Below are 25,275 nucleotides of genomic sequence, written 5' to 3' on the forward strand. Positions count from 1 at the left end.
AGGTACTGCAATACGTCTTACACCAGGGCGCCGGTGGCGCCTTTCACACCCTCACTGCTACGTCCTGGCTCGGGCGATTAATTTTCTCTCCTTTCACAGCACCTCAACCACTTCAAATTCTTCTGCAATCAACTCCATATCTTCAGAAAAATAACCTTCTCGGGTGAAAAATCGCTGATGCTCTTTCTGCCAGTATTCAAGGCTTAAATCGCCTTCACCCTCTTTGCGGGCAAACGCCTCAGTCACATCACAAAAACGCACCAGTCGCATTGAAACCAGCCGGGTCACACAGACCGGAACATTCTGACCATCAAGAATAATGTTATAGCTCCCAATCTTCGGGGCCGGGTCTTCCTGCTGATAAGAGGCAAAAGATCCGCAGGAAGCGGTTTTGATCCCTTTTTTAATCAGGTCTGCAAGCTCGCTGGCCAGTTCCGGGCTGTCGCCCATTTGCCAGGCACCAGCGCCTGGGTACTTCACTTTTAATTTCTCAACCACAAACATGACAAGCCCTTTTTATATGCAGGTCTGATGAATAATGATTACGATATAATAAAAACGTCTTTATTTCAGACTGTACAGAGTCTCTCCATACGTAAGGCGGCAAATATGAAATCCAGGAGTGCGTTAGTTTTAGACGAGCTCAGATCCAAATTACGTCCTGCATCGGTGGCACAAGTGGGCGGTTTTCGTCCCCCGGCAGACCCCCTTACATCCTGGTTTTTAAACGGTGTCGCTCTTCCCGGTGAAGGATTACCACTCTGGAAGGAGCAGCCGATGTTTCCGCTTCTTCAGATTCGTATAGATGAACTTCCCGTTATCCCTGAGCAACTGAAGGACGTCGCACTCCTGGTGCTCTTTCACAATATTGAAAGCCATCCATTTGATAAACCTCATGGTGAAGGTTGGCTCATACGCGAATATGCCACCCTTGAAGGGCTTGAGTTATTGCCTGCAACAGACACGCCTTATCGCGCATTTCCGGTTCGATGGTTGGGCGTCAATGATGATGCGCCGGGATGGGAGGATGCCTGGGATATTATTGACCTTTCTGACGTAAACGATGATCAGGAGGCAAGTGACCGCTTCCATGATGATTTCAAACGCTACAGGGGAACCAAGGTCGGAGGATATCCGATGGAGATACAACATGGCGTGGGGATAGAAGACTTTGTCTTTCAGGTGGGATCAGAGGAAAAGGTCAACTGGATGTGGGCGGATAATGGTATCGGCTATTTTCATAAATCACCGGAGGGACTTTGGACGTTTTCGTGTCAGTTTTACTGAGCATACGTCATTACAATGCTATGAATGACCCATGCCCGGCCATTTCTGCGACTCAATCTCTCGACTTATCCGCCTCAACATTTACGCTGATGTTCAGCCTCTTAGCTTCCATAATCAGCATCTTTTGGGCTAGCGCCATATCGCCACCGTGCACTTTATCTATCAGATGTTGTATAAGCGACATCATAAGGAAATGCTTATTAGCGGGATAAAAATCTGTCATGTCGATGCCGTTATCCTTCAACTGATGGTGTGCCGTAGATTCTGTATCTTCAATGATTTGAGCAATTTTCTCATTCATTACGTTGATTTGCGCAAAAACAACACGGTTTATCATTTCAATTTGTTCAGGTGTGAAATTCTTTTCCATCCTAATCCCTCATCAACGTATCGAATTCAGACAATTTACGATGCTGAATAATAATACTGAACAGCCAGACGATTAAACAGGTGCTTATTTTCCTCAACTATATTTCTCACACACAGCCAACCCTCACCATCCACGCCAGTACCCGCAGCGTGTTACACTTCCTCACTTTCATCATCTACACGACAGGGAAGCGATGATAAATAAAATTCTGGTCAGTGCGTGCCTGATGGGGTTCAGGGTGCGTTACAACGGCAGCGAAAAAGCGAAGGCGATGGCGCAACTCTGCCGCTGGCAAGCGGAGCAGCGGTTAGTGATCCACTGCCCTGAACTGGCTGCCGGGTTGCCGGTGCCCCGACCACCAGCAGAGATTTTGTCGGCCGACGGTCGGGATGTCATGCGCGGGCAGGCCAGAATCATTGAGAATACGGGCCAGGATGTCACAGAGCACTATCAGCTTGCCGCCTGGCTGGCGCTACGTACCGCACAGGAGCATGGTTGCCGCGCGGCGCTGCTCACGGATGGCAGCCCAACCTGCGGGAGCCAGCATATCTATGATGGTTCTTTTACCGGCGTGCGCAACACGGGGATGGGTGTCGCGGCAGCATTACTCGCTGAACATGGGATCGCGGTATTCTCAGAAACGCAGCTTCCGGCGCTGATACGCTGGATAGAAGAAAGTGAAAGGGTCAATTAACCGACCCGATCGTCATTTAACGTAAGCCCGGTGTATTACGGGTTTAACCGCCGCCTTGTTAAGGGAAACGATGTCGTTACCACCACTCTATGCCCTGCGCGCCTTTGAAGTCGCTGCGCGAGTAAACTCCTTCAGTAAAGCCGCTGAAGTGCTCAATATTACGCCGGGCGCGGTCAGCAGACATGTCCGCACCCTGGAAATGTGGTTCGACTGTGAGCTGTTCAAACGGCAGGGGCCGAGAGTGGAGATCAGTGAGGCGGGGCGTGTTCTGGCCGGGCAGCTTCACGAAGGGTTCAGGAGCATCGAGTGGGCCTGTCGGGCTTTCAGGAGTGAAAACCACCTGTTGCGGCTGAAGGCACCGAGTACGCTCACCATGAGATGGTTGCTTAACGTCCTGCGATCGTTTCGTGAACATCATGAAAAACCCGACGTTGAAATCGCCAGCGTCTGGATGGACATCGATACCGTTGATTTCACGCGAGAGCCCTATGATTGCGCGATCCTGCTGGGCAACGGGCATTTTGGCGAGTCAACGGAGAGCCGATTGCTTTTCAGTGAATGGTTTATTCCGGTCTGTAACCCCGCTTTACTGGAATCTGCCCGAGAGCAACTTTCGCAGTGCGATCTGATCCATCCTTCCCCGGACAGACGCGACTGGCGGCGGTGGCTGAGAAGGACGGGGTTATTCCCCGGGCTTGATATGAGTCGCGGAGCGGTTTTCGACACCCTTGAACAGGGGAGTAGTGCCGCCATGAACGGCCATGGCGTCGCGATTGCCGACCTGCTGCTTTCGCTTGACGCGCTGAATAGCGGCCTGCTTGCGCTGCCTTTCAAAGAAGCCATCGCCACCGGAGACGGTTATTACATTGTCTGGCCGAAAAATTCACTCAGGAAAAAGAGTATTGAATGTCTGCTGGACTGGCTTGACCTGCATGCCCCGGTCATTCCTTCTCTTGATATCATCTGTCTGGAATACGACGAGCATCGGCTGTAGTTATCAAAAGCAGGATATGCCGCGGGCGTATCCTGCTCTATAGACTTCAGGCGTATGGAATATTTGCCATTTTTTTATACCTTTCCGGCAATGCACCGTTCAGGTTGAGAAGTTTATCGAGAATAGCGATCGCAGGCGTATTGTTTGCGCGCTCTGAATCTACTATCGCTGCACGCAATATCGTGGCAGCCGACGTGACGTTCTGAAAGTACGCCTCGGACTCGGGTGTTTGTAATTCACCTGAAAGGGCGTAACGCACCAGCGGCCATCCTGAAAAATCCAGCACGGGAAGGGGTTCCCCTTCTTTTGGCAGATTAGCGGCGAGCAGCGCCTCAGCTTGCATGGGGTCGCTGTGAGCGGCACACAGAATGTGAAGGCGATGCACAAAGGCCGCAAGGGTAACATCGTTCTCTTTTTCTGCTGACAGCGATTCCAGCAGTGCCGATAAATTGGCGCCGGATGAATATTCATCTAGTGAGACCAGCTTCATTAAATGAAATATAACGTCAAGCGTCATGTTTGCTCCCTGAACATTTATCAATTTTGAAGGATGATATTTCAGGGACGTCGCGTTTGAAAAACGACAAATAGTGAGAATCAATGTGAGTTTAACTCAACATCACAAAAAGGCCCCGTCAGGGGCCCGATCTTGATTAACCACAACGGGATCAGAAGCGGTATTGCAGACCCGCAGTAATGGTATAGTTGCGGTTTGAAATACCGGCAGCGTCTCCGCCAATAGAGCCCGATTCGCCAGTATTGGTATCAATAATCTGAGTACCGCCTTTACCTTCTTCGTAACTGCTATAGGTAAATTCTGCGAACACTTTGGCGTTCGGCGTGACGTAATAACCTGCGTCAACCGACGCACCGTAATAGCGGGAATCCGAGGTCTTCTCACGGAAGGTCAGATCGCGCATATAGTGCTCGTCGTTGTCGTGCGCGCGCACCCAGTCACTGAATTTAAACAGGGCATTGAATTCAAAATCATTGAAACGGTACTGACCCGCCAGACCAATGTACGGCATGGAGAAGCGCTGGCTATAACCAATACCGCGTTCACCTGCCGGGAAGTTGCCCGTATTGGTGCCGTTATCATAATTATAAGAGCCACCGGTCGCCGTCCAGCTGAAGCGCGTTTCCTGATAACCTGCGGTTACGCCAGCTTTATAGTTATCGCCCTGGAAGATCCAGCCTTTAACGTTGAGATCGTATTCATTGGCGTAATTGACGTTGGTCGCAGGATGGGATGAATGGTCTGTCCAGGAGGATTGTTTTGCATTCATCCAGTCGTAGTCATCCATATGACCCGAGCCTGATGCCAGAGACGTCCAGCCGCGGGCGTTCAGTGTCAAAAATGAATAAGCATCCCAGGAAATATCGCCTTTCAGAATGGCGACATTTTTGATTTTCCAGTCGAGCTGGCTGATTTTTCTTCCTGTGACTTCGTCGTACACCATTTCATGGGATTTTCCGCTCAGCATCCCGGCAGAGGCTGAAACCGATAAACTTTCCGGTGAAAAATCCGGTATGGCTTGTGCGGATCCTGCATATACTGCCCCTGAAAACGCGGCCATCATCATTCCGGCAACAATATTTTTTGTCATTTTAATTTCCCTAAATCAAATTTAATCAATGCCTTGCAGACAAATCTTAAAAGTCATACAAATAAGAATCAACTGCCAGTTTTGGTATTTTTTTATTATTTGACCCAGGGAGCGATATTTAACTTTGGGCCGCCTCAGTGAGGCGGCGAAAGGTGGGATGAATAAACATTCAGTTGGTGCAAAATAGCTGTCGGTAATTAAAAATGCACTCCCGGATGTAATAAACTTAACGCATTCTCCCCGTTAATTTGAAACGCTACTCGCAGGACGGATCCTGAACCAGATCGCATACATCGCCGGCAGGAAGACAAGGGTGATAATCGTTCCCCCGAGCGTCCCGCCAATCAGCGTATAAGCCAGCGTCCCCCAGAATACGGAATGGGTCAGCGGTATGAATGCCAGCACGGCGGCCAGGGCTGTCAGTAACACCGGCCGTGCCCGCTGGACGGTCGCTTCGACCACCGCATCGAACGGGGCGAGACCTTCCTTCTGGTTATGCGTAATCTGCCCGATAAGGATCAATGTATTTCGCATAAGAATGCCCGAAAGCGCAATCAACCCGACGAGCGCATTGATCCCAAAAGGTTGATTGAACAGCAGCAGCGTGGGAACCACGCCGACCAGACCCAGCGGGGCAGTCAGAAAGACCATCACCATCGCGGAGAGAGATCGCACCTGCACAATGATGATCAGTAACGTCAGGGCAATCATTATCGGGAACAACGGCACCATGGCCTGTGTGGCTTTACCTGATTCCTCAATTGAGCCTGCCATCTCAATGCGGTATCCGGGCGGGAGCGTATCAATGATCGGTTTTAGCTGTTTCATGATCGCCACCGACATATCCGGTGGCTGAAGATTGTCGGCGATATCTCCGCGCACGGTAATGGTGGGCGTGCGGTCGCGACGACGCAGGAGCGGGTCTTCCATTTTGACCTCAATCTGACCGATTTGCGACAGCGGCACCCGCTGTCCCGCACTGCCAACCAGGGTAAACCCGTCGATCTTCGCCGGATCAAGACGAATATCGCCCGCAGCGCGTCCTGTAACTTGTACAGCGCGAATATCTTCACGCACGGCAGTAATTGGTACACCCGATAACAGGAACTGGAGCTGCTGGGCCACGCTATTTGAGGTCAAGCCGGTAGCCTGCAGACGGTTCTGATCGAGGGTGAAATGGAGTGTGGGCACCCGTGAACCCCAGTCGGTGTTGACGGTTCTCATCATCGGGCTGGCCTGCAGAACGCCTTTAACCTTGTCGGCGATGTCGCGAAGCGTATCGACATCGGGCCCCATCACACGCCAGGCAACCGGGAAGGGGGAGTAGGGGCCAAACACCAGTTGTGTGACACGCACGCGCGCTTCCGGCGCAAGTCCACCGGCGACCGCTTCCCGGAGCCGGAACTTGAGCGCCTCGCGTGACGTCTGGCTGTCCGTCATCACCACGATTTTCGCAAAAGAGGGATCGGGTAATTCAGGTGCCATGGCCAGGTAAAAACGTGGTGAACCCTGCCCGACGTAGGCGGTCACGATGCTGGCTTCCGGCTGCTGTTTTAACCACGCTTCGATTTTCGCCGTTGCGGCGCTGGTCTGCTCAATTGAGGTGCCATAAGGCATCTGCACTTCCACCAGCACTTCCGGACGGTCGGACGTAGGGAAAAACTGTTTTTTTACCAGTCCCATACCCACTACGGCCAGGGTAAAAATGAAGACCACGGAACCGGCCACGATCCACTTTCTGGCAATCACCCGGGTCAGCAGTTGGCGAAAGCGGTTATAGCGCGGGGTGTTATAGATGGCGGCATGGCCCCCTTCGACTTTGGCGATATCTGGCAGGATCTTAACGCCAAGATAGGGCGTGAACACCACCGCAACCAGCCAGGAGGCAATAAGGGCGATGCCGACAATCCAGAACATATTGCTGGTGTATTCCCCGGCGGTCGACTGGGCGAACCCGTTTGGCATAAAGCCAATCGCCGTCACGAGGGTACCGGCCAGCATGGGGGCGGCGGTATGGCTCCAGGCGTAAGCGGAGGCTTTGATTCGGTCGTAGCCTTCCTCCATTTTCACCACCATCATCTCAATGGCGATAATGGCATCATCAACCAGTAAACCCAGAGCAAGGATCAGCGAGCCTAGCGTTACGCGGTCAAAGTTTATCCCCGCCGCCTCCATCACCACGAAGACGACCGCCAGCGTCAGGGGAACCGCCGCCGCGACGACCACACCCACGCGCCAGCCCATGCTGACAAAGCACACCACCATCACCACAAGCAGGGCGACGAAGAATTTGATCATAAATTCATCCACCGACGAGCGGATATTCACGGACTGATCGGTGACTTTGGTCAGGGTCATTCCCAGCGGCAGGTTCTCGTTGATCTTAGCCGTTTCGGCATCCAGCGCTTTCCCCAGCGCCAGACCGTTCCAGCCCTCCCGCATCACAATACCTAACAGCAGCGCCGGTTCACGCTGGTTACGGATCTGCAGCGTGGGAGGATCTTCATAACCGCGTTCAACCGTTGCCACATCAGACAGCCTGAGCGTTTTACCCTGAGCGACCAGCGGCGTATCGCGGATCTTCTGCAACGTATCAAAAGCACCATCAAGGCGAATAAAGATCTGTGCACCCTGTGTTTCTATGGAGCCTGCTGGCGTGAGAACGTTCTGACTGTTCAGCGCGTTGAAAATATCCTGCGGTGCCAGCCCCATCGTTGCCAGACGGTCATGAGAGAGGGCGATATAAATCCGCTCGGCCTGTTCGCCGATGATGTTCACTTTTTTGACGCCAGGCACATGCAGGAGTTGCTGGCGCAGGCTTTCAGCATCACGCACCAGCAGACGCTGCGGTTCACCCTTTGCCTTTAGCGCAAAGAGGGCAAAGGTGACATCCGCAAACTCGTCATTGATCATCGGGCCCATCACACCTGCCGGGAGATTTTTGCTCTCATCGCCAAGCTTTTTGCGCGCCTGATAGAACTCTTCCTGCACCTCGGAGGGGGGCGTCATGTCCTGTAAGGAGAGGGTGATAAACGCCATGCCCGGGCGGGTATAGGTTTCGGTACGGTCATACCACCTGAGTTCCTGCAGCCGTTTTTCCAGCGGTTCAGCAACCTGATCCTGCATTTCCTGTGCGGTTGCGCCGGGCCAGACGGTAATCACCGTCATTTGCTTTACCGTGAAGGGCGGATCTTCAGCCCGTCCCAGTCCAAAGAAGGCGTAAATACCGGCAAGCGTCACCAGAATAATCAGAAACAGCGTGATGGCACGCTCGCGCACGGCAAGCGCTGACAGGTTGAAGCGTCCGTCGCTCATGGCTGACTCCCCACCAGAGCCGTACCGCGTTGTTCAGCCAGACGGACAGCTTCACCGTCATGCAGAAGATGGGCACCCAACGCCACAATTTTCTCGCCCGGCTTGACGCCGCCCGTCACCTGCGCGGCATCGTCGCTCACGCTCAGCACGTTGACGGGCTGCCACATTACTTTTGCGGGCTGCGCGGAGATCCGCCACACGCCGGGCCCTTTGCCTGCATCGTACAGAGATGCCAGCGGAACCTGCATTACCTGACGTTCAGCATTTTGTTCGATATGCAGGGTGACGGTCGCACCCAGCGGCGCGTTAGCCAGCGAGCCTTCCAGCACATAGCGTGCTTCATAAGTGCGGGTGGTGGTATCGGCTGCATCAGAGAGCAGGCGCAGTGTCGCGGTAACAGGCTGTGCCTCGCTGCCATAGCGCGTTGCCAGCGCTTCACTACCGACGGCAGGGCGCAATGTCTCTGGCAACTGGACGAGCGCCTCGCGTTGTCCTGAGCGGGCCAGTCTGATCACCGCCTGACCTGCACTGACCACCTGGCCGGGTTCTGCAAGCGTCTCCATGACCACGCCGTCGGAATCGGCCAGCAGCACGGCATAGCCGGTCGCATTTTGCGCGACGGTGGCCTGAGCGCGTGCGGCACTGAGTTCAGCTCTGGCGGCATCCGCCGCGGCTTTTATCTGGTCATACTCCGAGGCAGAGACAGCACCTGTTGCCACCAGGCCGCGATAGCGCGCCTCATCGCTGGTGGCTTTTTTCGTCCTGGCCTGGGCGGCATCCACCGCCTGCTGCTGTGCTTGTGCCTGTAACTTCAGGTCAACCGGATCCAGACGCATTAACGGCTGGCCCTGCTTAACGGTCTGCCCCGTATCAACAAGGCGTTCAAGGATTTTGCCCTGAACACGGAAACCGAGATCGCTTTGCGTTCTGGCAACGACCACACCCGTAAACGCACGGGATGCATCGTTCGCCGGTTCAACGGAGGCGGATCTGACAAGCGGTGGCTGGGTGCGCGGATCGTCGGTGGCGGGGTTATCACCGCACGCCACCAGGGCGAAAGGGAGGAGACAAACGGCAAAACGGGCGGAATGAAGCCTGAGCATGGGGAAACCTTATCGTATCAAAGGACGGTTTCCGCATTCTCAGACCAGTGACCAATAAAGTCAATGGTCACTGATCAGGGAGCCAGGCTTCGTAAAATCAGGGAAGGGAGGAGGAGTGCTGCGGTCGGGGCGGTTTCGAGGTTATATTGCAACTGCACGGGGTTGATGAAAGGGCACATCACCATGTATATGGCGTAGGTCACTTCATCCAGGGGCGTTTTTCTTTCGAACTCCCCGCTTTGGCGCCCTTCAACAATGATGCTCTCAATCAGTTTCATCAGGCTCTCGGTATACCGCTCGGTAGACGGCCACTTATCCCGCGCGGCAACGGCGGCGATATCATAAAGTTTACGATCGTGGAAAAAGAGTTCGCTGCCAGCCTCGGTTAACGCCCGGAAAAGACGGCGCATTTTTTCACTGGCCGACGGCGCGTCGGCGATGGCTGTTTCCACCGCCGTCATGATCAGTGCCAGGCGGTTAGCGCAGATAACCTCGCCAATTGCCTGTTTGGAATCGAAAAATTTATAGATATAGGCTTTTGAAAAACCGATGGATTTAGCCAGTTCTGCCACGGTGGTTTTTTCATAGCCGTAATGGCCGAAGTGCTCAAAAGCCGCTTCTACGATTTGCTCGCGGACAGAGTGGTCAAGGGGACCACGCGTTGATGGGGTGTTCATATTTTTCGTCATTATTTCAGCTTAGCGCGACGGGCATCAGTTGACAACGAGTGACCATTATATTATTTGGTCACTCTTTTTAATCATGCATCTTTCAGTGCTGTGAGCCTGAGTGTATCACTCTTTACCCGGAGTTATTGCACAAGCCCGGAGAGATGAAAAATCCTATAACCCCAGATCGCTCAGGGACGGGTGATCGTCCGGGCGTCTGCCCAGCGGCCAGTGAAAGAGCCGTTCAGATTCCTTGATGGGCATATCGTTGATACAGGCAAAACGCCGCTTCATGAGGCCGTCCGGCTCGAACTCCCAGTTTTCATTGCCGTAAGAGCGGAACCAGGTGCCTGAATCATCATGCCATTCATAGGCATAGCGCACGGCGATGCGGTTGTCGGTAAATGCCCAAAGCTCTTTTATCAGGCGATAATCCAGCTCTTTCTTCCATTTCCGCTCAAGGAACGCCTGCGCCTCCGCGCGGTTCGTGGCGAACTCCGCACGGTTGCGCCACTGCGTGTCCAGCGAATAGGCCAGGGCGATTTTTGCCGGGTCGCGGCTGTTCCAGCCATCTTCTGCCAGCCTGACTTTTTCAATGGCACTTTCACGGGTGAATGGCGGTAAAGGGGGGCGTGTATTCATCTCGGCTACCTCGGTTGATAGTATGTAGACAGGTCTGTCTACTTGCGTTAATCTATGCCTGTAAAAATCGTCTGTCAACACACAGTTTGAGGCCTGATAAACGTGAATACGCTCACCACGAATAACGATCAAAAAGTCAGCGTCAGGGATAAAATATTACTTACCGCGCATGAGCTCTTTTATTCCACCGGGTTCAGAGCCACGGGCGTTGATACGCTTATCAAACAGGCAAAAGTGACTAAAGTGACGTTTTATCGCCATTTCCCGAGTAAGAGTTTGCTTATTCTTGCCTATCTGCACTATCGGCACGAGCTGTGGATTACCTGGTTTGAAACCACGCTTCGACAATATCTCGAAGAGGGGCGGGCTGCATCGGACGCATTAGCTGCAACGCTTAACGGGTGGTTTATTTCCCCGTTGTTTCATGGCTGTGCGTTTATTAATGCCAGCGCAGAAGCAAAATCAGAAGACAATGAAAGTGAAATAAAAGCCATTTGCCGCAACCATAAATCTGAAACCCGGGAAAAAATTGCCACCCTCACCGGTATTGCCGATGAGGCTATTAACACGCAAATTTTAATGCTGATAGACGGTGCCATCATACATGCGCAAATGGGCATGGATACCAAAGAGGTGGTCAGTCAGTTGCGAAGGGGACTTGAAGCGCTGATACCGCGCTAATTACGGCTTTGCGTGCGCAGCCAAACCTCGGGAATGGCTGCGCCGTACGATTCAGATCTTAGTGAGGCTTTGCAGGAAATCGTCCACCTGCTGAGGAGTGGCTGAATCGGCCTGATAGAGGATATCGAGCGTCACGTTTTTAAGGCCACAGAAGCCAAACACCCCTTCAACAATCTGGGTCTGAATAGCTCCGGAATAACCGTGCTTATCGAACCCGGCCAGATCGCTGCCCGCCGTTGCGACCAGGCGCACGGGCACATCACGTAAATTACCCACGATGCGACCATCTTCAGCCACTTTATAGGCCCAGTTCACGGTCAGCACCCGATCAAACCAGCCTTTCAGAAGGGCGGGAACGGACCACCAGTATATCGGGAAGACAAATACCAGCATATCCGCGCGCTCGACACGCTGCTGCTCGCGCAGCACCTCGTCCGGCAGCGCACTGACATCGCCGTGGTAGAGGTCAAGGTCGGGTCGAATCATGGTCGGGGAAAAACCTTCGGCATGCAGATCGGCTATTTCAACCTGCGTACCCTGTTCCTGTAACTTCCCGGCAATTCGCTGCGCGAGGGATTGGGATAACGAATTTTCGATCGGGTGAGCCGTCACGATCAGGGCAGTATTGATGACGTTTGATGCAGACATAGAGACCTCAACAGGGTCAGTGAAGATGTCTATATGTTACTATTGGTAACTTGGCTGTCAATCTGGCAGGGCACTCATTTTGTGCTGTCCAGGTAGGTATTGAGGACGCCAGTCATCGCGCCGCTGAGCATCTCTTCGGCAACGTTACGCGCGAGGATCCCATTTCCGGCAGCCGTACTGAGCGCATCCGCGGCCCCAATAATGGCCGTCAGGGCCGCTTCACCTGTTACTCCTTGCAGCACAATAAAAGGGGAAAGCGCCATCCGCAGGCAGTCTGCGCAGTCGGCCACGCAGGCCTCGCGGAAAATCTGCAGCGCCCGCGAGCCGGACAGAGCCGCCGCTATGGGGCCCGTTTCGGGGCCCGCAGAGATCGCGCAGTCGATATACGCGGCGCTGAAAAAACGGATCGTCTGTGCCAGCGTTTTATTGTCTCTGCTCAACGTCTCGCGGAATTTCTTAAGCTGCCTGTCGCTGAAGTCCTGATAGAGCGCCATCAGCAGCCCTTCACGATCGCCAAAATGATCGTATGGAATGGGTTTGGTGACGTTGGCGCGCTCGGCCAGGAAACCCAGCGTAAGGGCCTCAGTGCCTTGCTGGCGCACAATTCCGCGCGCGACTTCCAGCAGCTGTGCGCGGCGTTCTTCTTTTCTTAAGCGCTTAACAACCATCTTTTCCTCAAATCAGTTAACTACTAAAGGTAGTTTACACGTCTTACTGAACGGATGAGAAGCTCATTGCGAGGCTTTTTCCCGCTGAGCCATGTCGAGCACGCTGGCGCTTGCCGGGTCGAACAGCGCAAGGCTCTCAATCTGGTTGAGCATAATCACCTTTCTGAAATCCATCGCACTTCTGGGCTCAGAGTCGAGGGTGATGTCATGCCCGTCATACCATTTGCTGTAGTTATTTTCGATGCGAAAATTCATCGTCTGGCGATCGCGATAGCCACTCAGCATGGGAATAAGCACGATATTGGCCGTTTTCTCATATTCCAGCGTCGCCGTATGGATCATGCCGACATAGATACGCCCCGACCGTAGCGTCACCTGCGCCAGCTCGCCTTGCTCCATGCACTGATAAAGCAGTTGTTCAATCCCGCTCGCCTGTGCCAGGCGCTTATAGAGCTTTTTCCTGCCTTCACCGTCCAGTCGGGCGCTGCCCGCCCAGTTTGAGCGGTAAAGACAAAACAGGATGGCGAAGGCCAGCATCACCACTACGGGCGCCTGGATGCCCAGGAAACTCCAGTTCATAAAGTCCATCTGCCAGTCGGCATAACGCTCTGACGTAAAGTGGAAGGTGTTGTCAGCCGCGGAGAGGGCGAGCAGCAGCAGCCAGAGCAGCCCGGTGGCGATCACACCTTGCAGAACGAAGATCGAGCCGTAAAGGGCAACCAGAAAATAGACATCCCAGCCGAAGGATCGCTTGATTTTGAAGCGGGTAGAGAGGTCGCGGCTGGTGTACCAGTACCCGCAGACCATCAGCACCATAAATATCGCCGTTCCCATATTACGCCCTCTTTAACGCGTTGACGTGGCGCAGAAAATCCTGGCGTACCTCGTTGCTTTTGTAGTTCACCGAGGCGTTGCCATCCTGGTCGATAATAATCCGGTCGCCATCCTCAACGGCTTCAATAATTTCCTGCTGACTCATCACCTGAAGTAACGATTCCGGGCTGGAGAAAAGGGAGAGAAAGAAACGTCTCATCGCATGGCATCCTTATGAATAAAAAGGATAAGCCTGGAAGAGAACGGGGGAATTTACCTTAAGGTTAACCTGAAAAAAAAGCCCGATGGCGGTCAGACCTTATTTCGCCTCAGATCCTTGCAAGAAAGTGACTAGCTAACCACATGATAATTAACTAAATAAAAATATATTTCCGGACAAACTTGGACAAATAACACGAATTGTGTAAGTTTTAAATATGCGCTTACGCTACGTTGTTTACCGCCAGGATGTGACCCATGAATCTTTTGCCTGACGTCATCAGTCGGTTTGTTGATTACTACACCGCGCTGGATTCGCAGCCGCCCTCGGCGCTGGCGGGGCTTTACCATCCCGATGCCACGCTTATCGATCCGTTTGGCGAGCACAACGGCCTGTTCGCCCTGCAACGCTATTTCACCCATCTGCTGGCGAATGTCGAACACTGCCGTTTCACGCTTGATTCCACTTTGATCGGCGAACAACGCTTTGTTGTCACCTGGACCATGCACTGGTCGCACCCGCGCATTGCCGGTGGCGAGCCCCTCGAACTGCCTGGCTGCTCCGTGGTAGACGTGGAACAGGCTCGGATTATTCGCCAGCGGGACTACTACGATGCCGGAGAGATGATCTACGAACATCTTCCCTTGCTCGGCTGGGCGGTCCGCGGCGTGAAGCGGAGGGTGAAATCATGATGACGGTCTTGATCACCGGCGCCAGTTCAGGCATTGGGGCGGGGCTGGCGCAATCTTTTGCCCGTGACGGTCACCATGTCATCGCCTGCGGGCGGGATCCGGCGCGTCTGGAAGCCCTGCATCAGCACAGCTCAAACATTACGGTACGCCTGTTCGATATGACAGACAGGGACGCCTGTCGCCAGGCGCTGACGGGCTGCGCGGCCGACCTGACGATCCTCTGCGCCGGAACCTGCGAATATCTGGAACACGGCGTGGTGGACGCCGCGCTGGTGGAGCGGGTGATGACCACTAACTTTCAGGGGCCAGTCAATTGCCTCGCCGCGCTGCAACCGCTGCTTGTGGCCGGTAACCGCGTGGTGCTGGTGAGCTCTATGGCGCACTGGCTGACGTTTCCACGCGCTGAAGCGTACGGCGCGTCGAAAGCCGCACTCACCTGGTTTGCTGACAGTCTGCGTCTCGACTGGGAGCCGAAAGGGGTTGCGGTCACGGTGGTGTCGCCCGGTTTTGTCGATACCCCGCTGACCCGCAAAAATGATTTTGCCATGCCGGGCAGGGTGAGCGTTGAAGAGGCGGTAAAAGCCATTCGCCGTGGCCTGGAAAAAGGGAAAAACCACATCGCGTTTCCAGCGGGATTTGGTCTGACACTGCGGCTGCTTTCCGGGCTGCCAGTGTTCTTACAGCGTGCACTGCTGCGCAGGATGGTGCGCTCATGAAGATCGCCATAATCGGCAGCGGCATCGCCGGGTTGACCTGCGCCTGGCGGCTTGCCGGGCATCATGAGGTCACCCTGTTTGAAGCCGGTGCCACCCCCGGCGGCCATACCGCCACGGTTGACGTGCCGACGCCACAGGGTACCTACGCCATCGACACCGGTTTTATCGTCTACAACGACCGCACCTATCCGCGCTTTATGGGGCTGCTTAGCGAGCTGGGCATCAGCGGGCAAAAAACGCAGATGAGCTTCTCGGTACACAATCCGCAAAGTGGGCTGGAGTACAACGGCCACACCCTGACGACGCTCTTTGCACAACATCGTAACCTGGTGAACCCGGCGTTCTGGCGTCTGCTTGGGGAGATTGTCCGTTTTAACCGCCTGGCGAAACAGGCGCTGAAAGAGGTCTTGGAGCCCGGCGCGACGCTGCAAACGTTCCTGGAACAGCATCGCTTTACGCCGTTCTTTGCGCGTCATTATATTCTCCCGATGGGGGCGGCCATCTGGTCGTCGTCGCTACAGGAGATGAAACGTTTTCCGCTGCCGCTCTTTTTACGCTTCTTTGAGAATCATGGTCTGCTGGATATCACTCAGCGTCCGCAGTGGTACGTGGTGCCCGGCGGCTCACGGGAGTATATCCGCGCCATTCTGCACCAGCTTGGCGACCGGTTAACGCTGCGCCTCAACGCGCCGGTGCAGCGGGTAAGCCGTGATGCACAGGGGGTCACCCTCCATCTTGAAGAATCGAGCCACCGTTTTGATCAGGTGATTTTTGCCTGTCACTCAGCCCAGGCGCTGGCCATCCTCGACGCACCTTCCGCCGCTGAGCAGGAGGTGCTGGGCGATATAGGCTGGCAGCGTAATGAGGTGGTACTGCACAGCGATCCGCGCTGGCTGCCGGTGCGTCAGCGCGCCTGGGCCAGCTGGAACTACCGCCTGAGCGACCAGGATCAGGCCAGCGCCTGCGTAACGTACAACATGAATATCTTGCAGGGGCTGCCCGCCGGTAGCCCGCTGTTCTGCGTCACCTTAAACCCGGAGACGCCGGTGGACGAACGCTTCGTGCTGCGGCGCTTTGTGTATGAACATCCACTGTTTAACCCGCAAAGCTGGCGGGCACAGGCACGCCGCAGCGAAATCAACGGTCACCAGCGGAGCTGGTTCTGCGGCGCGTACTGGTACAACGGTTTTCATGAAGATGGTGTGCGCAGCGCGCTGGACGTCGTTAATGCGATAACCGCCGGGGAGGGAAACCGATGAACAGTTGCCTCTATCACGGCGTATTACGCCACCGCCGTCTCCAGCCGAAAACGCATGAGTTCAGCTACGGCGTCTTTATGGCCTGGCTCGATCTCGACGAGCTGGAGAAGTTGCCCACCGTTGGCGTGCGGCGCAACCGGTTTGCCGCCGCATCGTTCCATGATGCGGATTATCCGCTGGGTTCGCCGCTTAAAGAGAACGTGCTGAATCGGCTGGAAAGCCTCACCGGAGAACGTCCGCAGGGGCGGGTGATGCTCCTGACGCAGCTACGCTACTTCGGCTTTCATTTTAATCCCGTCAATTTTTATTACTGCTATGACCCGGCAGAGACGCTGCGCTGGGTGCTGGCCGAAGTGCGCAATACCCCCTGGAACGAACGTCATTATTACGCCGTCAATGGTCAGGATGCGCAGCCCACGGAGAAAGCCTTTCACGTTTCTCCGTTTAACCCCATGGACATGATTTACCACTGGCGCTTCAACAACCCGGATAACACGCTGCATATGCACATTGAAAATCATCAGGCGTCAAAGGTATTTGATGCCACGCTGGCGCTTCGCCGCGCGCCGCTGACCCGTCCGGCGCTGCGTGGACTGCTGCTGCGTATTCCGCTGATGACGCTCAAAACCGTTTTCGCGATTTACTGGCAGGCGCTGCGGCTGTGGCTTAAGCGCGTGCCTCTGTATAACCATCCTGTCAGCAGGAGTGAACGCTCATGACCGATCCCGTCTTTGCGCTTGAACCCGATATCCCGCGCAACGTCCGCGTCGCGCGCTGGCTGCTCTTTCGCGTGCTGAGCGGCCTTCGTGGCGGCTCGCTCACGCTACGTGAAGGGGCGCAGACCTTTCATTTCGGTGAGCTGTCTGCCGCGCTGCATGCCGACGTGCAGATCCTCAGTCCGGGCGTCTACTGGCGCGTCCTGACCGGGGGCAGTCTGGCCGCAGCAGAGGCCTGGATTGACGGCGAGTGGGAAACCACGCAGCTCACGCCCCTTCTGCAACTGCTTGCGCTAAACAGCCAGGTACTGGGGCGGATTGAAAAAGGGTTCCGCCTGCTCGGCAGACCGCTGGAGCGGCTTCGTCACTGGACGCGGCGCAACTCCCGGGTGCAGGCGCGGGAAAACATTGCGGCGCATTACGATCTGGGTAACGCGTTTTATGCCCATTTTCTGGACAAGGAGTTGCTCTATTCCAGCGCGCTGTTTAGCGGGGAGGAGCAGGATCTTGGCGACGCGCAGCGGGCGAAAATGGCGCGTCTGTGCGAACAGCTGGCGCTGAACCCCAGCGATCATCTGCTGGAGATTGGCACCGGCTGGGGGGCGATGGCGGAATACGCGGCCCGTCACTACGGCTGCCGGGTGACCACTACCACGCTGTCGCAGGAGCAGTATCGCTGGGCGACAGAGCGGATTGCCCGGGCCGGTCTGCAGGACCGCGTTGAGGTGTTGCTCTGCGACTATCGCGATTTAACCGGCGAGTACGACAAGCTGGTGTCGATTGAGATGATTGAAGCCGTCGGGCAACGCTATCTGCCAACGTTCTTCCGCACCTGTCAGGCGCGTCTGCGTCCGGGTGGGCGCATGGCGATTCAGGCCATCACCATTCAGGATCAGCGGTATCGCGATTACAGCAAAAGCGTGGATTTTATTCAGCGGTATATCTTCCCCGGCGGCTTTTTGCCGAGCATAACGGCGATGAACGCGCTGATGACGCGCCACACCGATTTTGTGGTGCGCAACCTGTTTGATATGGGGCCGGACTACGCGCGCACGCTGGCACACTGGCGTCAGCGCTTTCTCCATGCCTGGCAGGAGATTGAAAAACTGGGATTTGATGAGCGGTTTCGCAGGATGTGGCTCTATTACTTTGGCTACTGCGAAGCCGGGTTTAACGCCCGCACCATCAGCGTGGTGCAACTAACCGCCGAGCGCGTATGAAACGTTACGTGCAGGTTTTCGCCATGGCTATCGCGTTCGATCTCTACTGGACGCTGGTGGTGCTGTTTCGCGAACGTGGCCTGATTATCTGGTGCGCGCTGGCGATCTTCGCCTGCCTGATGTTGCCGCCTGCACACCGTGTTTATGCCATTCTGCTGGCCGCGGCGGGCAGTCTGCTGGATGCGCTCTGGGCGCTGACGGGGCTGATCGCCTTTACCGGCGAGTCGCTGATGCCCCTGTGGATGGTGGCGCTGTGGTTGATGTTTGCTACGGTCTGGACGCAGCTGACGCGCACCACAACGTTACCCGGCTGGCTGCTGATGCTGCTGGCTTCCGTGGGCGGTCCGGTGGCGTACCTGATAGGTGAGCGACTGGGGGCGATCACGTTTCTGGTGCCGACCTTTATCGTCGTCAGCTGGATGGCGCCGGGCTGGCTGGTGCTCATGCTGTTTTATCACCTGCTGATGGGGAGAGAACAATGAGAGCCGCGCGACTGTTCCTCTTACTCCTTACCCTCACGCCTTTGGCCCAGGCAGCCGACTGGCTGAACTGGCGTAAGGTGGGGGATGCCACGCTCACCTGGGGGCCTTTCACCGTTTATACCTCCCAGTTGCGCACCCCTGAAGGGCGCTACACCGGCAAGATGCAGGATCAGGCGCTCATTATCACCTACGCGCGTGACATCGACAGTGAAGATCTGGTCGAGGCAACCCGCGACCAGTGGCGAGCACAGGGGGTTTTGCAGCAGGAGCCGCAGAGCGAAGCCTGGCTGCGGATGCTTGCCTCGCTGTGGCCGGATGTCCGGCCGGGCGCGCAGCTGGCGTTCGTGCTCAACGACAAGCAGGGACAGTTCTGGTACCGCGCGCCTGCCGCATCGGGAACTTTCAGACCCCTGGGTCCGCCTCAGTCGCAAGCGTTCAGTAGCCGTTTTCTGGGGATCTGGCTGGATCCCCGCACGCAATACCCTGAGCTGCGTCAGCAGTTAATCGGAGGACAACAATGAAACGTTTTTTGATCATGGCGCTGGGTGTGACGATGTTGCTGGCAGGCTGCAGTACGGACGTGACGGAGTACCGCCAGCAGCAGCCGCGGCTTGATATCTTCCACTATTTCCAGGGCAAAACGGAAGCGTGGGGGATGGTGCAGGATCGCAGCGGGAAGCAGATCCGCCGCTTCCACGTGGAGATTGCCGGGGACGTGATTGGCGACACGCTGACGCTGAATGAACATTTTGTCTACGACGATGGCGAAAAACAGCAGCGGGTATGGCATATCCGCCGCGTGGCGACCGATCGTTATGAGGGCACGGCGGGCGATATTGACGGCGTGGCGACAGGGCAGGCGGCGGGCAATGCCTTCAACTGGCGGTACAGCATGAACGTGAAGGCCAACGGCAGCACCTGGCTGCTGCACTTTGACGACTGGATGTACCTGCAGGATGGCACACACCTGTTTAATAAAACCGAGATGAAGAAATTTGGCGTCACCGTCGCCACGGTGACGCTGTTCTTTACCCGCAAGGCGTAACGTTACTCGCGGGTAGGGACGGTTCTACTGCCTGAGTAAATGAAAAACAGCGCAATACCCAGGCAGAGGACGGCGGCCAGTCGGCTCATCGAAAACGGAATGGCCGCATTGCCCAGCCAGCCAAAGTTATCAATCAGCATACTCATGGTGAGCTGACCAAAAATCACCGCGACCGTGGCGACGGCGGTGCCGATGCGCTGCACCGCCAACACCATGATCACAATGTACGGCACGCCAAACATCGCCCCGAGAAGCTGCCATTTCGGCACGTCCAGCAGGGTGACTGTCTGTTTTGGTTCAAAAAAAAAATCAGCAAGGCGGTGACCAGCGCGCCAACGGAGAACGTCAGGAACGCGCTTTTGAATACGCCCACGCGGCTGCCGAGTTGCCCGTTGATCGCAGCCTGAACGCTCAGCGTTGCGCCGCCGCACACGGCCAGAATAATCATCATCAGTGTCATCGTGTTACCCCTGTGCGACCAGAATCAGTGCCGCAATAATAAAACCCAGTGCGACGATCCGTTTCGCGTTGATCTTCCTGTGCGGTGTGCCCAGCAGACCGTAATGGTCGATCAGCAGGCTTTTAAAAACCTGCCCCGCCAGAATGCCAATCATCGTCAGGGCGATGCCGATGGCCGGGGTGGCGAGGGTCAGGATCACCACGTAAACCGGGCCAAGAACCCCGCCGAGCAACTGCCAGCCAGGCTGGGCAAAAAACGACGGGCTGTTGCGCGGGCTGAAGAACAGCATCAGCAGAAACGTCAGCGCGGCGCCGACGCCAAAAATGCTGAACGTGGCCCATAAATCACCGACTTTTCCACCCAGCGGCCCCAGCAGGCCAGCCTCTACGGAAAGCCCCATCCCCCCGGCAATCACCAGTAAAATCAAAACAAGCTGCATTGTTATTCCTCCGTTTTGCAGGCGGAGAAGATTACGTCGGTCTGGTCATGAGAAAAATGCCATAATGCAGGAAACACCTTTGCAGGATATGCACGAATGTACGACGCCGGGAGCATGAACCTCCGTTCGCTGAAGATTTTTATCGCGGTTTTTGAAGCCGAAAATTTTTCCGTGGTCGCGCGCCGCGAGGGCCTTTCCGCCTCGCAGGTTTCGCGCATTATCCACCAGCTTGAGGACGCACTCGGCCAGCAGCTTTTTTACCGCAATACCCGGGCGGTGATCCCCACAGAAAGTGGTCATCTGTTTATCCGCTATGCCAGGGAGATGATGACGAGTTTTGAGGATGCGCGTCGGGAGCTGGATGCACGTTCAACGGAGCCTTCCGGCACGATCCGCATTAATGCACCGGTCTTTTTCGGCCAGCGGCACATTGCGCCAGGGCTGCCTGGTCTGACGGCGCGCTATCCGAGGCTGAATATCGAGCTGACGCTGACCGATGATTTTATCGACCCGCACAAGAATGCCGCCGACGTGATCTTTCGCATCGGCGTGCTGACGGACTCCACCTTTCACGCACGCATTTTTGGTCAGCAGCGCTACCATCTGGCCGCCTCGCCGGACTATCTGCGACAGCACGGCGCGCCGCAAGGGCCGGACGATCTGGCGCATCATAAATGCCTGGTCTACCGTGGTTCGTCGGGGCCTAACCGCTGGCTGTTGCGCGGTGCGGGGGAGGAGTGGGTGCACTATCCGGTGGTGCCATTAATGACGTCAAATAATGCGGAATCGCTGCTTGCTGCCGCGCTGGGTGGGATGGGAATTGTGCTGTTTCCGGACTGGCTGATTGGCGACCGCGTGCAGCAGGGCGAACTGGTCGCACTCCTGCCAGGGCTGGAGTGCGCCATTCATACGGAGCCCCTGAATATTGCGGCGATCTACCCGAACGCGCGGCATCCGCCCCTTAACGTCAGGGCGGTGATTGATCATTACGTCGGGTGTTTCGGTACACCGCTCTACTGGCAAACGCAGGGCAGGTGATTACGCGCCAAGTTCGTTGCGGATGATCGCGGCTCCGGCGCTCAGCGCCTTCAGCTTACCGTTGGCAACCTGACGGGAAAGCGGCGCCATACCGCAGTTGGTTGACGGGTAAAGCTTGTCGGCATCGACAAACTGCAGCGCTTTACGCAGGGTGTCAGCCACTTCTTCCGCGGTTTCAATGGTGTTGGTTGCCACGTCGATGGCGCCTACCATCACTTTTTTGCCGCGGATCAGTTCCAGCAGATCCATCGGCACGCGGGAGTTGTGACACTCCAGCGAGATGATGTCGATATTCGATGTCTGAAGCTTAGGAAACGCCTCTTCATACTGGCGCCATTCTGAGCCAAGGGTCTTTTTCCAGTCGGTATTGGCCTTGATGCCGTATCCGTAGCAGATGTGTACCGCTGTTTCGCATTTCAGCCCTTCAATGGCACGCTCCAACGCCGCAATCCCCCAGTCGTTGACCTCATCAAAAAAGACATTAAATGCCGGCTCATCAAACTGAATGATATCGACACCTGCGGCCTCTAACTCTCTTGCCTCCTGATTGAGGATTTTAGCGAACTCCCAGGCCAGCTTTTCGCGGCTTTTATAGTGCGCGTCGTAAAGAGTGTCGATCATGGTCATCGGCCCCGGCAGGGCCCACTTGATTGGCTTATCCGTGAGCTGCCGTAAGTATTTTGCGTCGTCCACGAACACCGGTTTTTGACGCGCCACGGCGCTGACCACCGTCGGCACGCTCGCATCGTAGCGGTTACGAATGCGCACGGTCTGACGGTTTTCAAAATCCACGCCGCTGAGGTGTTCAATAAAGGTGGTCACAAAGTGCTGGCGCGTCTGTTCCCCATCGCTGACGATATCAATCCCCGCGCGGATCTGCTCATCAAGCGATAAACGCAGTGCATCCTGCTTACCGGCCAGTAACTCCTGATCCTGTAATTTCCACGGTGACCACAGCGTTTCAGGTTGTGCAAGCCAGGTTGGCTTAGGCAGGCTGCCAGCGGTTGACGTCGGGAGCAATGTTTTCATATGTATAACCCTTTTAAATTCGATTAATTAACGCGCGTAGTTATCAGACCACTGCTCGAGTACGTGTTTGTAAGGTTTGATAAATTGTTCTTCCGTGAATTTACCCTGCTCAATGGCCAGCTGGCTGCGTTCGACACGGTCGTAAACAATTTTGGTTAAGGAGTGATCCTGCTGATTCAGGTCGGGGCGATAGCAGTGTCCTGCCGCCGAGTTAGCGTTATAAATTTCCGGGCGATAGATCTTCTGGAACGTCTCCATCGTGCTGATGGTGGCGATCAGTTCAAGATTGGTGTAATCACTGAGCAAATCGCCGGTGAAGAAGAAGGCAAACGGCGCCACGCTGTTTTCAGGCATGAAATAGCGTACCTTCAGGCCCATTTTCGCGAAGTACTGCTCCGTCAATGACTCGCCATCCGGCGTGTACTCAATGCCCAGCACCGGGTGCTGGTTACCCGTGCGACGATAAGTGTCTTTGCTGGACACACTCAGGCAAATCACCGGTGCTTTTTTGAAATTCTCACGGTATTCAGGCGAATTAACAAAATGGCGGAAGATATTGCCGTGCAAGACACCAAACTTCTCCGGAATGGTGAAATGGGGCTGGTTTTTATTATGCTCCAGCAGCAGGACGCTGAAATCGTAATCGCGTACGTAAGAGGAGAAGTTATTGCCGACAATACCGTCGATGCGTTCGTTGGTTTTTTTATCGACGATTGTGGTTTGCAATATTTCAATGGCCGGGAAGGTTTTCTCCGCACCAATATTCAGATCCACAGAGACGATCTCAAGCTCGACCGCGTAACGATCGGCATTGGGGTTATCCCAGCGCGCCAGGGCGTTAAAGCGGTTATTGATCATCACCAGGGTATTACGCAGGTTCTCCTGACGCTTTTCCCCACGGGCGAGGTTGGCAAAGTTGGTGGTCGTACGCGTATTCTCTGACGGGTTATAATTTTCATCGAAGCAACTGCGCTTAAGGGTAAATGTAAAAGCTTTGCTCATCTTGGTTATGCATCCTAAGTTCATGTTGCCAGGAAGTTATCAATGCATAATTTATGCCTGACGCGGTGGCGCAGGGGAAGTGACTTAATTTCACAGCAACATGAGCGAACTTCATGAAGGCTCAAGGGGCATGCACCCCTTGATGTCAGGCTGAAGGGCGTTCGTTCCAGGCGTCGCTGTGCATGATGTTCCCATCGACGATACGCCAGGTAATTTTTTCATACTGCAGGCTTACGCTTTCAACATGGTTCATTTTATCGTTGGCCGCGATTTTCACGTTCGGCACGCTGCAGTTAACACCGGTGACCTTTACATTCTCCATTCATACGGTGTAATAACAGACCTCCTGTCCAGCATCATTAATATGATAGAACTTAATTTCAGCACTTTTTAGCGCTTGCCCGGTAGAAGCTGCTTTATAGAGATAGGGCGTGGAGCTATCAACTTCCTTTTCAATCCGCATGGATGAATGTTGACGCGTGCCGGTGATCTTACCGTTAGCACTATCTACCGGGAGATTTAGACCATGACTTAGCCCTATGATCTCAATGCTACCTTCACGGTCCTGAACGTCTACGGATCCTTTAATATGTGCTCCGCCATCGTCTTTTAGCCATATATAGGGGGGGGCATTCTTTATTTCCTTATTCTATTGATTAGCAGCATTGTTAATCGGTAAATAACCGTAGTAAGGGTAAATACAGTTAAAATATCGATATACGTATATGTGTCATATAGTGTTTCAGCATTAACATCACCATAAATAAAATCACATACGGAAGAAGCCACGTCATGATTAAGATAGAATTCAGCAGGCTCCAGCGTGCGACCTACCATCAGGCTAATGAGTAGAAACCCGATCGTTTTGAATAGTCTGATGCTCCATTTACGGGCAGGTGTTGGTATAGCCACTATTAATCACCTCAACCCAGCCGCGTGCCATAAGTGAACGCATACAGGGAACCTGAATAAGTTCGGTACTCATCAGAGCATTGCGGATCAATGCGTAATCAGAATTATGGGCAATCGTGATACATCCTTCTGATTGCGTACCCGGATGCAGACGAAATAATCCACGATATACGTTATCAATCCAGGTTCCATCGTCGATACCCCAGTCATCCTTGTACAGAGCAAACTACTCATCACGGCCAAACTCTGCACCGGATCGGACTTTGTTCCACTGGTCCTGCAACTTAGCTTTTAACCCTGATATGAAGCCTCCGGTTCCTCTGTCAACTATCCAGTATTTTCCCGGAGGAATAGGTCCCGAGCCTTTAACAGCGCCACATAGTCCATTGTTTCGATAGATTCCCTGCCCGGAATGCGCCATAAACACGCCTACGCCGTGCAGGTTAAAAGGCGCATAGTCAGCACCGTTAAGCAGCATTGTTCCTTTTAAGGCCATATTTTCTCCGTACCCTTATAATAAGAGAAAGGCAGCCTACGCCTGTAGAGGGTACAGAT

General features: G+C 54.7%; 28 protein-coding genes and 3 pseudogenes. 13 read left to right on the plus strand and 18 right to left on the minus strand.

What is annotated here, in order from left to right:
* Positions 1-93: 93 nt before the first annotated feature.
* On the minus strand, positions 94-504 hold the full coding sequence (locus PUZ33_RS02125; protein ID WP_058680393.1) for an ASCH domain-containing protein: 411 nt from the start codon (positions 502-504) through the stop codon (positions 94-96).
* Between the two features lie 105 nt (positions 505-609).
* On the opposite strand from PUZ33_RS02125, the gene PUZ33_RS02130 reads away from it, so the two are divergent.
* The gene (locus PUZ33_RS02130; RefSeq protein WP_058680392.1) at positions 610-1,287 is read left to right on the plus strand and encodes a DUF1963 domain-containing protein; all 678 of its coding nucleotides are present in this window, start codon (positions 610-612) and stop codon (positions 1,285-1,287) included.
* A gap of 52 nt (positions 1,288-1,339) precedes the next feature.
* Here the strand turns inward: PUZ33_RS02130 and PUZ33_RS02135 are convergent, their stop codons facing one another.
* Positions 1,340-1,657, minus strand: coding sequence for a hypothetical protein (locus PUZ33_RS02135; RefSeq protein WP_058680391.1), 318 nt, complete (start codon positions 1,655-1,657; stop codon positions 1,340-1,342).
* 193 nt (positions 1,658-1,850) lie between these two features.
* On the opposite strand from PUZ33_RS02135, the gene PUZ33_RS02140 reads away from it, so the two are divergent.
* Both PUZ33_RS02140 and PUZ33_RS02145 read left to right on the plus strand, forming a co-directional pair.
* On the plus strand, positions 1,851-2,351 hold the full coding sequence (locus PUZ33_RS02140; RefSeq protein ID WP_058680390.1) for a DUF523 domain-containing protein: 501 nt from the start codon (positions 1,851-1,853) through the stop codon (positions 2,349-2,351).
* A 70-nt stretch (positions 2,352-2,421) separates the two neighbouring features.
* The gene (locus PUZ33_RS02145) at positions 2,422-3,345 is read left to right on the plus strand and encodes a LysR substrate-binding domain-containing protein (protein ID WP_274205295.1); all 924 of its coding nucleotides are present in this window, start codon (positions 2,422-2,424) and stop codon (positions 3,343-3,345) included.
* Positions 3,346-3,391: 46 nt separating this feature from the next.
* On the opposite strand, the gene PUZ33_RS02150 is transcribed toward PUZ33_RS02145, so the two are convergent.
* The 6 genes from PUZ33_RS02150 to PUZ33_RS02175 all read right to left on the minus strand — a co-directional run bounded on the left by PUZ33_RS02150 (position 3,392) and on the right by PUZ33_RS02175 (position 10,680).
* Positions 3,392-3,862 (minus strand): hypothetical protein, encoded by a 471-nt coding sequence (locus tag PUZ33_RS02150; protein ID WP_058680388.1) that lies wholly within the window; start codon positions 3,860-3,862, stop codon positions 3,392-3,394.
* A gap of 151 nt (positions 3,863-4,013) precedes the next feature.
* On the minus strand, positions 4,014-4,952 hold the full coding sequence (locus tag PUZ33_RS02155) for an omptin family outer membrane protease (RefSeq protein ID WP_013096729.1): 939 nt from the start codon (positions 4,950-4,952) through the stop codon (positions 4,014-4,016).
* 243 nt (positions 4,953-5,195) lie between these two features.
* Positions 5,196-8,267, minus strand: coding sequence for an efflux RND transporter permease subunit (locus PUZ33_RS02160; protein ID WP_252107573.1), 3,072 nt, complete (start codon positions 8,265-8,267; stop codon positions 5,196-5,198).
* Positions 8,264-9,370 carry an efflux RND transporter periplasmic adaptor subunit gene (locus PUZ33_RS02165; protein WP_058680386.1) on the minus strand — a complete coding sequence of 369 codons (1,107 nt, stop codon included), beginning with the start codon at positions 9,368-9,370 and terminating at the stop codon, positions 8,264-8,266. Before PUZ33_RS02165 ends, PUZ33_RS02160 begins: the two co-directional genes overlap by 4 nt.
* 74 nt (positions 9,371-9,444) lie before the next feature.
* A complete protein-coding gene (locus tag PUZ33_RS02170) occupies positions 9,445-10,059 on the minus strand; it encodes a TetR/AcrR family transcriptional regulator (RefSeq protein ID WP_014831802.1) in 615 nt (204 codons plus the stop codon).
* A 153-nt stretch (positions 10,060-10,212) separates the two neighbouring features.
* The gene (locus PUZ33_RS02175; protein ID WP_058680385.1) at positions 10,213-10,680 is read right to left on the minus strand and encodes a nuclear transport factor 2 family protein; all 468 of its coding nucleotides are present in this window, start codon (positions 10,678-10,680) and stop codon (positions 10,213-10,215) included.
* 102 nt (positions 10,681-10,782) lie between these two features.
* On the opposite strand from PUZ33_RS02175, the gene PUZ33_RS02180 reads away from it, so the two are divergent.
* Positions 10,783-11,361, plus strand: a complete 579-nt coding sequence (locus PUZ33_RS02180) for a TetR/AcrR family transcriptional regulator (RefSeq protein WP_058680384.1) — start codon at positions 10,783-10,785, stop codon at positions 11,359-11,361.
* Positions 11,362-11,412: 51 nt separating this feature from the next.
* Here PUZ33_RS02180 and PUZ33_RS02185 read toward each other — a convergent pair whose 3' ends face one another.
* The 4 genes from PUZ33_RS02185 to PUZ33_RS02200 form a co-directional block, all read right to left on the minus strand.
* Positions 11,413-12,009, minus strand: a complete 597-nt coding sequence (locus PUZ33_RS02185; RefSeq protein WP_058680383.1) for an NAD(P)H-dependent oxidoreductase — start codon at positions 12,007-12,009, stop codon at positions 11,413-11,415.
* Between the two features lie 74 nt (positions 12,010-12,083).
* On the minus strand, positions 12,084-12,677 hold the full coding sequence (locus PUZ33_RS02190; protein ID WP_058680382.1) for a TetR/AcrR family transcriptional regulator: 594 nt from the start codon (positions 12,675-12,677) through the stop codon (positions 12,084-12,086).
* Between the two features lie 63 nt (positions 12,678-12,740).
* Complete coding sequence (locus tag PUZ33_RS02195) at positions 12,741-13,511, minus strand: hypothetical protein (protein ID WP_058680381.1); 771 nt, start codon at positions 13,509-13,511, stop codon at positions 12,741-12,743.
* A 1-nt stretch (position 13,512) separates the two neighbouring features.
* Positions 13,513-13,710 carry a hypothetical protein gene (locus PUZ33_RS02200; RefSeq protein ID WP_013096722.1) on the minus strand — a complete coding sequence of 66 codons (198 nt, stop codon included), beginning with the start codon at positions 13,708-13,710 and terminating at the stop codon, positions 13,513-13,515.
* A gap of 257 nt (positions 13,711-13,967) precedes the next feature.
* Between PUZ33_RS02200 and PUZ33_RS02205 the strand changes: the two genes are divergently transcribed.
* From PUZ33_RS02205 to PUZ33_RS02240, 8 genes are read left to right on the plus strand one after another with little or no spacing between them, the layout of a single operon-like run.
* Entirely contained in the window at positions 13,968-14,402 is a 435-nt protein-coding gene (locus PUZ33_RS02205; RefSeq protein WP_058680380.1) for a nuclear transport factor 2 family protein, read from the plus strand.
* Positions 14,399-15,118 (plus strand): SDR family NAD(P)-dependent oxidoreductase, encoded by a 720-nt coding sequence (locus PUZ33_RS02210; protein WP_058680379.1) that lies wholly within the window; start codon positions 14,399-14,401, stop codon positions 15,116-15,118. The genes PUZ33_RS02205 and PUZ33_RS02210 overlap by 4 nt, the downstream gene beginning before the upstream one ends.
* Positions 15,115-16,377, plus strand: coding sequence for an NAD(P)/FAD-dependent oxidoreductase (locus tag PUZ33_RS02215; RefSeq protein ID WP_058680378.1), 1,263 nt, complete (start codon positions 15,115-15,117; stop codon positions 16,375-16,377). The genes PUZ33_RS02210 and PUZ33_RS02215 overlap by 4 nt, the downstream gene beginning before the upstream one ends.
* Positions 16,374-17,096 carry a DUF1365 domain-containing protein gene (locus PUZ33_RS02220; protein ID WP_046887515.1) on the plus strand — a complete coding sequence of 241 codons (723 nt, stop codon included), beginning with the start codon at positions 16,374-16,376 and terminating at the stop codon, positions 17,094-17,096. The genes PUZ33_RS02215 and PUZ33_RS02220 overlap by 4 nt, the downstream gene beginning before the upstream one ends.
* Positions 17,093-18,313 carry an SAM-dependent methyltransferase gene (locus PUZ33_RS02225; RefSeq protein WP_058680377.1) on the plus strand — a complete coding sequence of 407 codons (1,221 nt, stop codon included), beginning with the start codon at positions 17,093-17,095 and terminating at the stop codon, positions 18,311-18,313. Before PUZ33_RS02220 ends, PUZ33_RS02225 begins: the two co-directional genes overlap by 4 nt.
* Entirely contained in the window at positions 18,310-18,795 is a 486-nt protein-coding gene (locus tag PUZ33_RS02230; RefSeq protein WP_058680376.1) for a DUF2878 domain-containing protein, read from the plus strand. Before PUZ33_RS02225 ends, PUZ33_RS02230 begins: the two co-directional genes overlap by 4 nt.
* A complete protein-coding gene (locus PUZ33_RS02235) occupies positions 18,792-19,316 on the plus strand; it encodes a hypothetical protein (protein WP_058680375.1) in 525 nt (174 codons plus the stop codon). The genes PUZ33_RS02230 and PUZ33_RS02235 overlap by 4 nt, the downstream gene beginning before the upstream one ends.
* Positions 19,313-19,840, plus strand: a complete 528-nt coding sequence (locus PUZ33_RS02240; protein WP_020688129.1) for a DUF3833 domain-containing protein — start codon at positions 19,313-19,315, stop codon at positions 19,838-19,840. The genes PUZ33_RS02235 and PUZ33_RS02240 overlap by 4 nt, the downstream gene beginning before the upstream one ends.
* A gap of 2 nt (positions 19,841-19,842) precedes the next feature.
* Here the strand turns inward: PUZ33_RS02240 and PUZ33_RS02245 are convergent.
* Both PUZ33_RS02245 and PUZ33_RS02250 read right to left on the minus strand, forming a co-directional pair.
* Positions 19,843-20,300 (minus strand): annotated as a pseudogene (locus tag PUZ33_RS02245) (DMT family transporter).
* A gap of 4 nt (positions 20,301-20,304) precedes the next feature.
* On the minus strand, positions 20,305-20,739 hold the full coding sequence (locus PUZ33_RS02250; RefSeq protein ID WP_013096712.1) for a DMT family transporter: 435 nt from the start codon (positions 20,737-20,739) through the stop codon (positions 20,305-20,307).
* 96 nt (positions 20,740-20,835) lie between these two features.
* Here PUZ33_RS02250 and PUZ33_RS02255 point away from each other — a divergent pair, with 96 nt between their 5' ends.
* Complete coding sequence (locus tag PUZ33_RS02255; RefSeq protein WP_058680373.1) at positions 20,836-21,777, plus strand: LysR family transcriptional regulator; 942 nt, start codon at positions 20,836-20,838, stop codon at positions 21,775-21,777.
* Here PUZ33_RS02255 and PUZ33_RS02260 read toward each other — a convergent pair whose 3' ends face one another.
* The 4 genes and pseudogenes from PUZ33_RS02260 to PUZ33_RS02275 form a co-directional block, all read right to left on the minus strand.
* Positions 21,778-22,806, minus strand: coding sequence for a methionine synthase (locus PUZ33_RS02260; RefSeq protein WP_045295212.1), 1,029 nt, complete (start codon positions 22,804-22,806; stop codon positions 21,778-21,780).
* A gap of 27 nt (positions 22,807-22,833) precedes the next feature.
* Complete coding sequence (locus tag PUZ33_RS02265; RefSeq protein ID WP_013096709.1) at positions 22,834-23,808, minus strand: DUF1852 domain-containing protein; 975 nt, start codon at positions 23,806-23,808, stop codon at positions 22,834-22,836.
* Positions 23,809-23,953: 145 nt separating this feature from the next.
* Positions 23,954-24,448: pseudogene (locus tag PUZ33_RS02270) on the minus strand (Hcp family type VI secretion system effector).
* Positions 24,449-24,694: 246 nt separating this feature from the next.
* Positions 24,695-25,216 (minus strand): annotated as a pseudogene (locus PUZ33_RS02275) (DUF2778 domain-containing protein).
* Positions 25,217-25,275: the final 59 nt, after the last annotated feature.

Source organism: Enterobacter cloacae complex sp. 2022EL-00981, assembly GCF_028737495.1.
GTDB lineage: Bacteria > Pseudomonadota > Gammaproteobacteria > Enterobacterales > Enterobacteriaceae > Enterobacter > Enterobacter cloacae.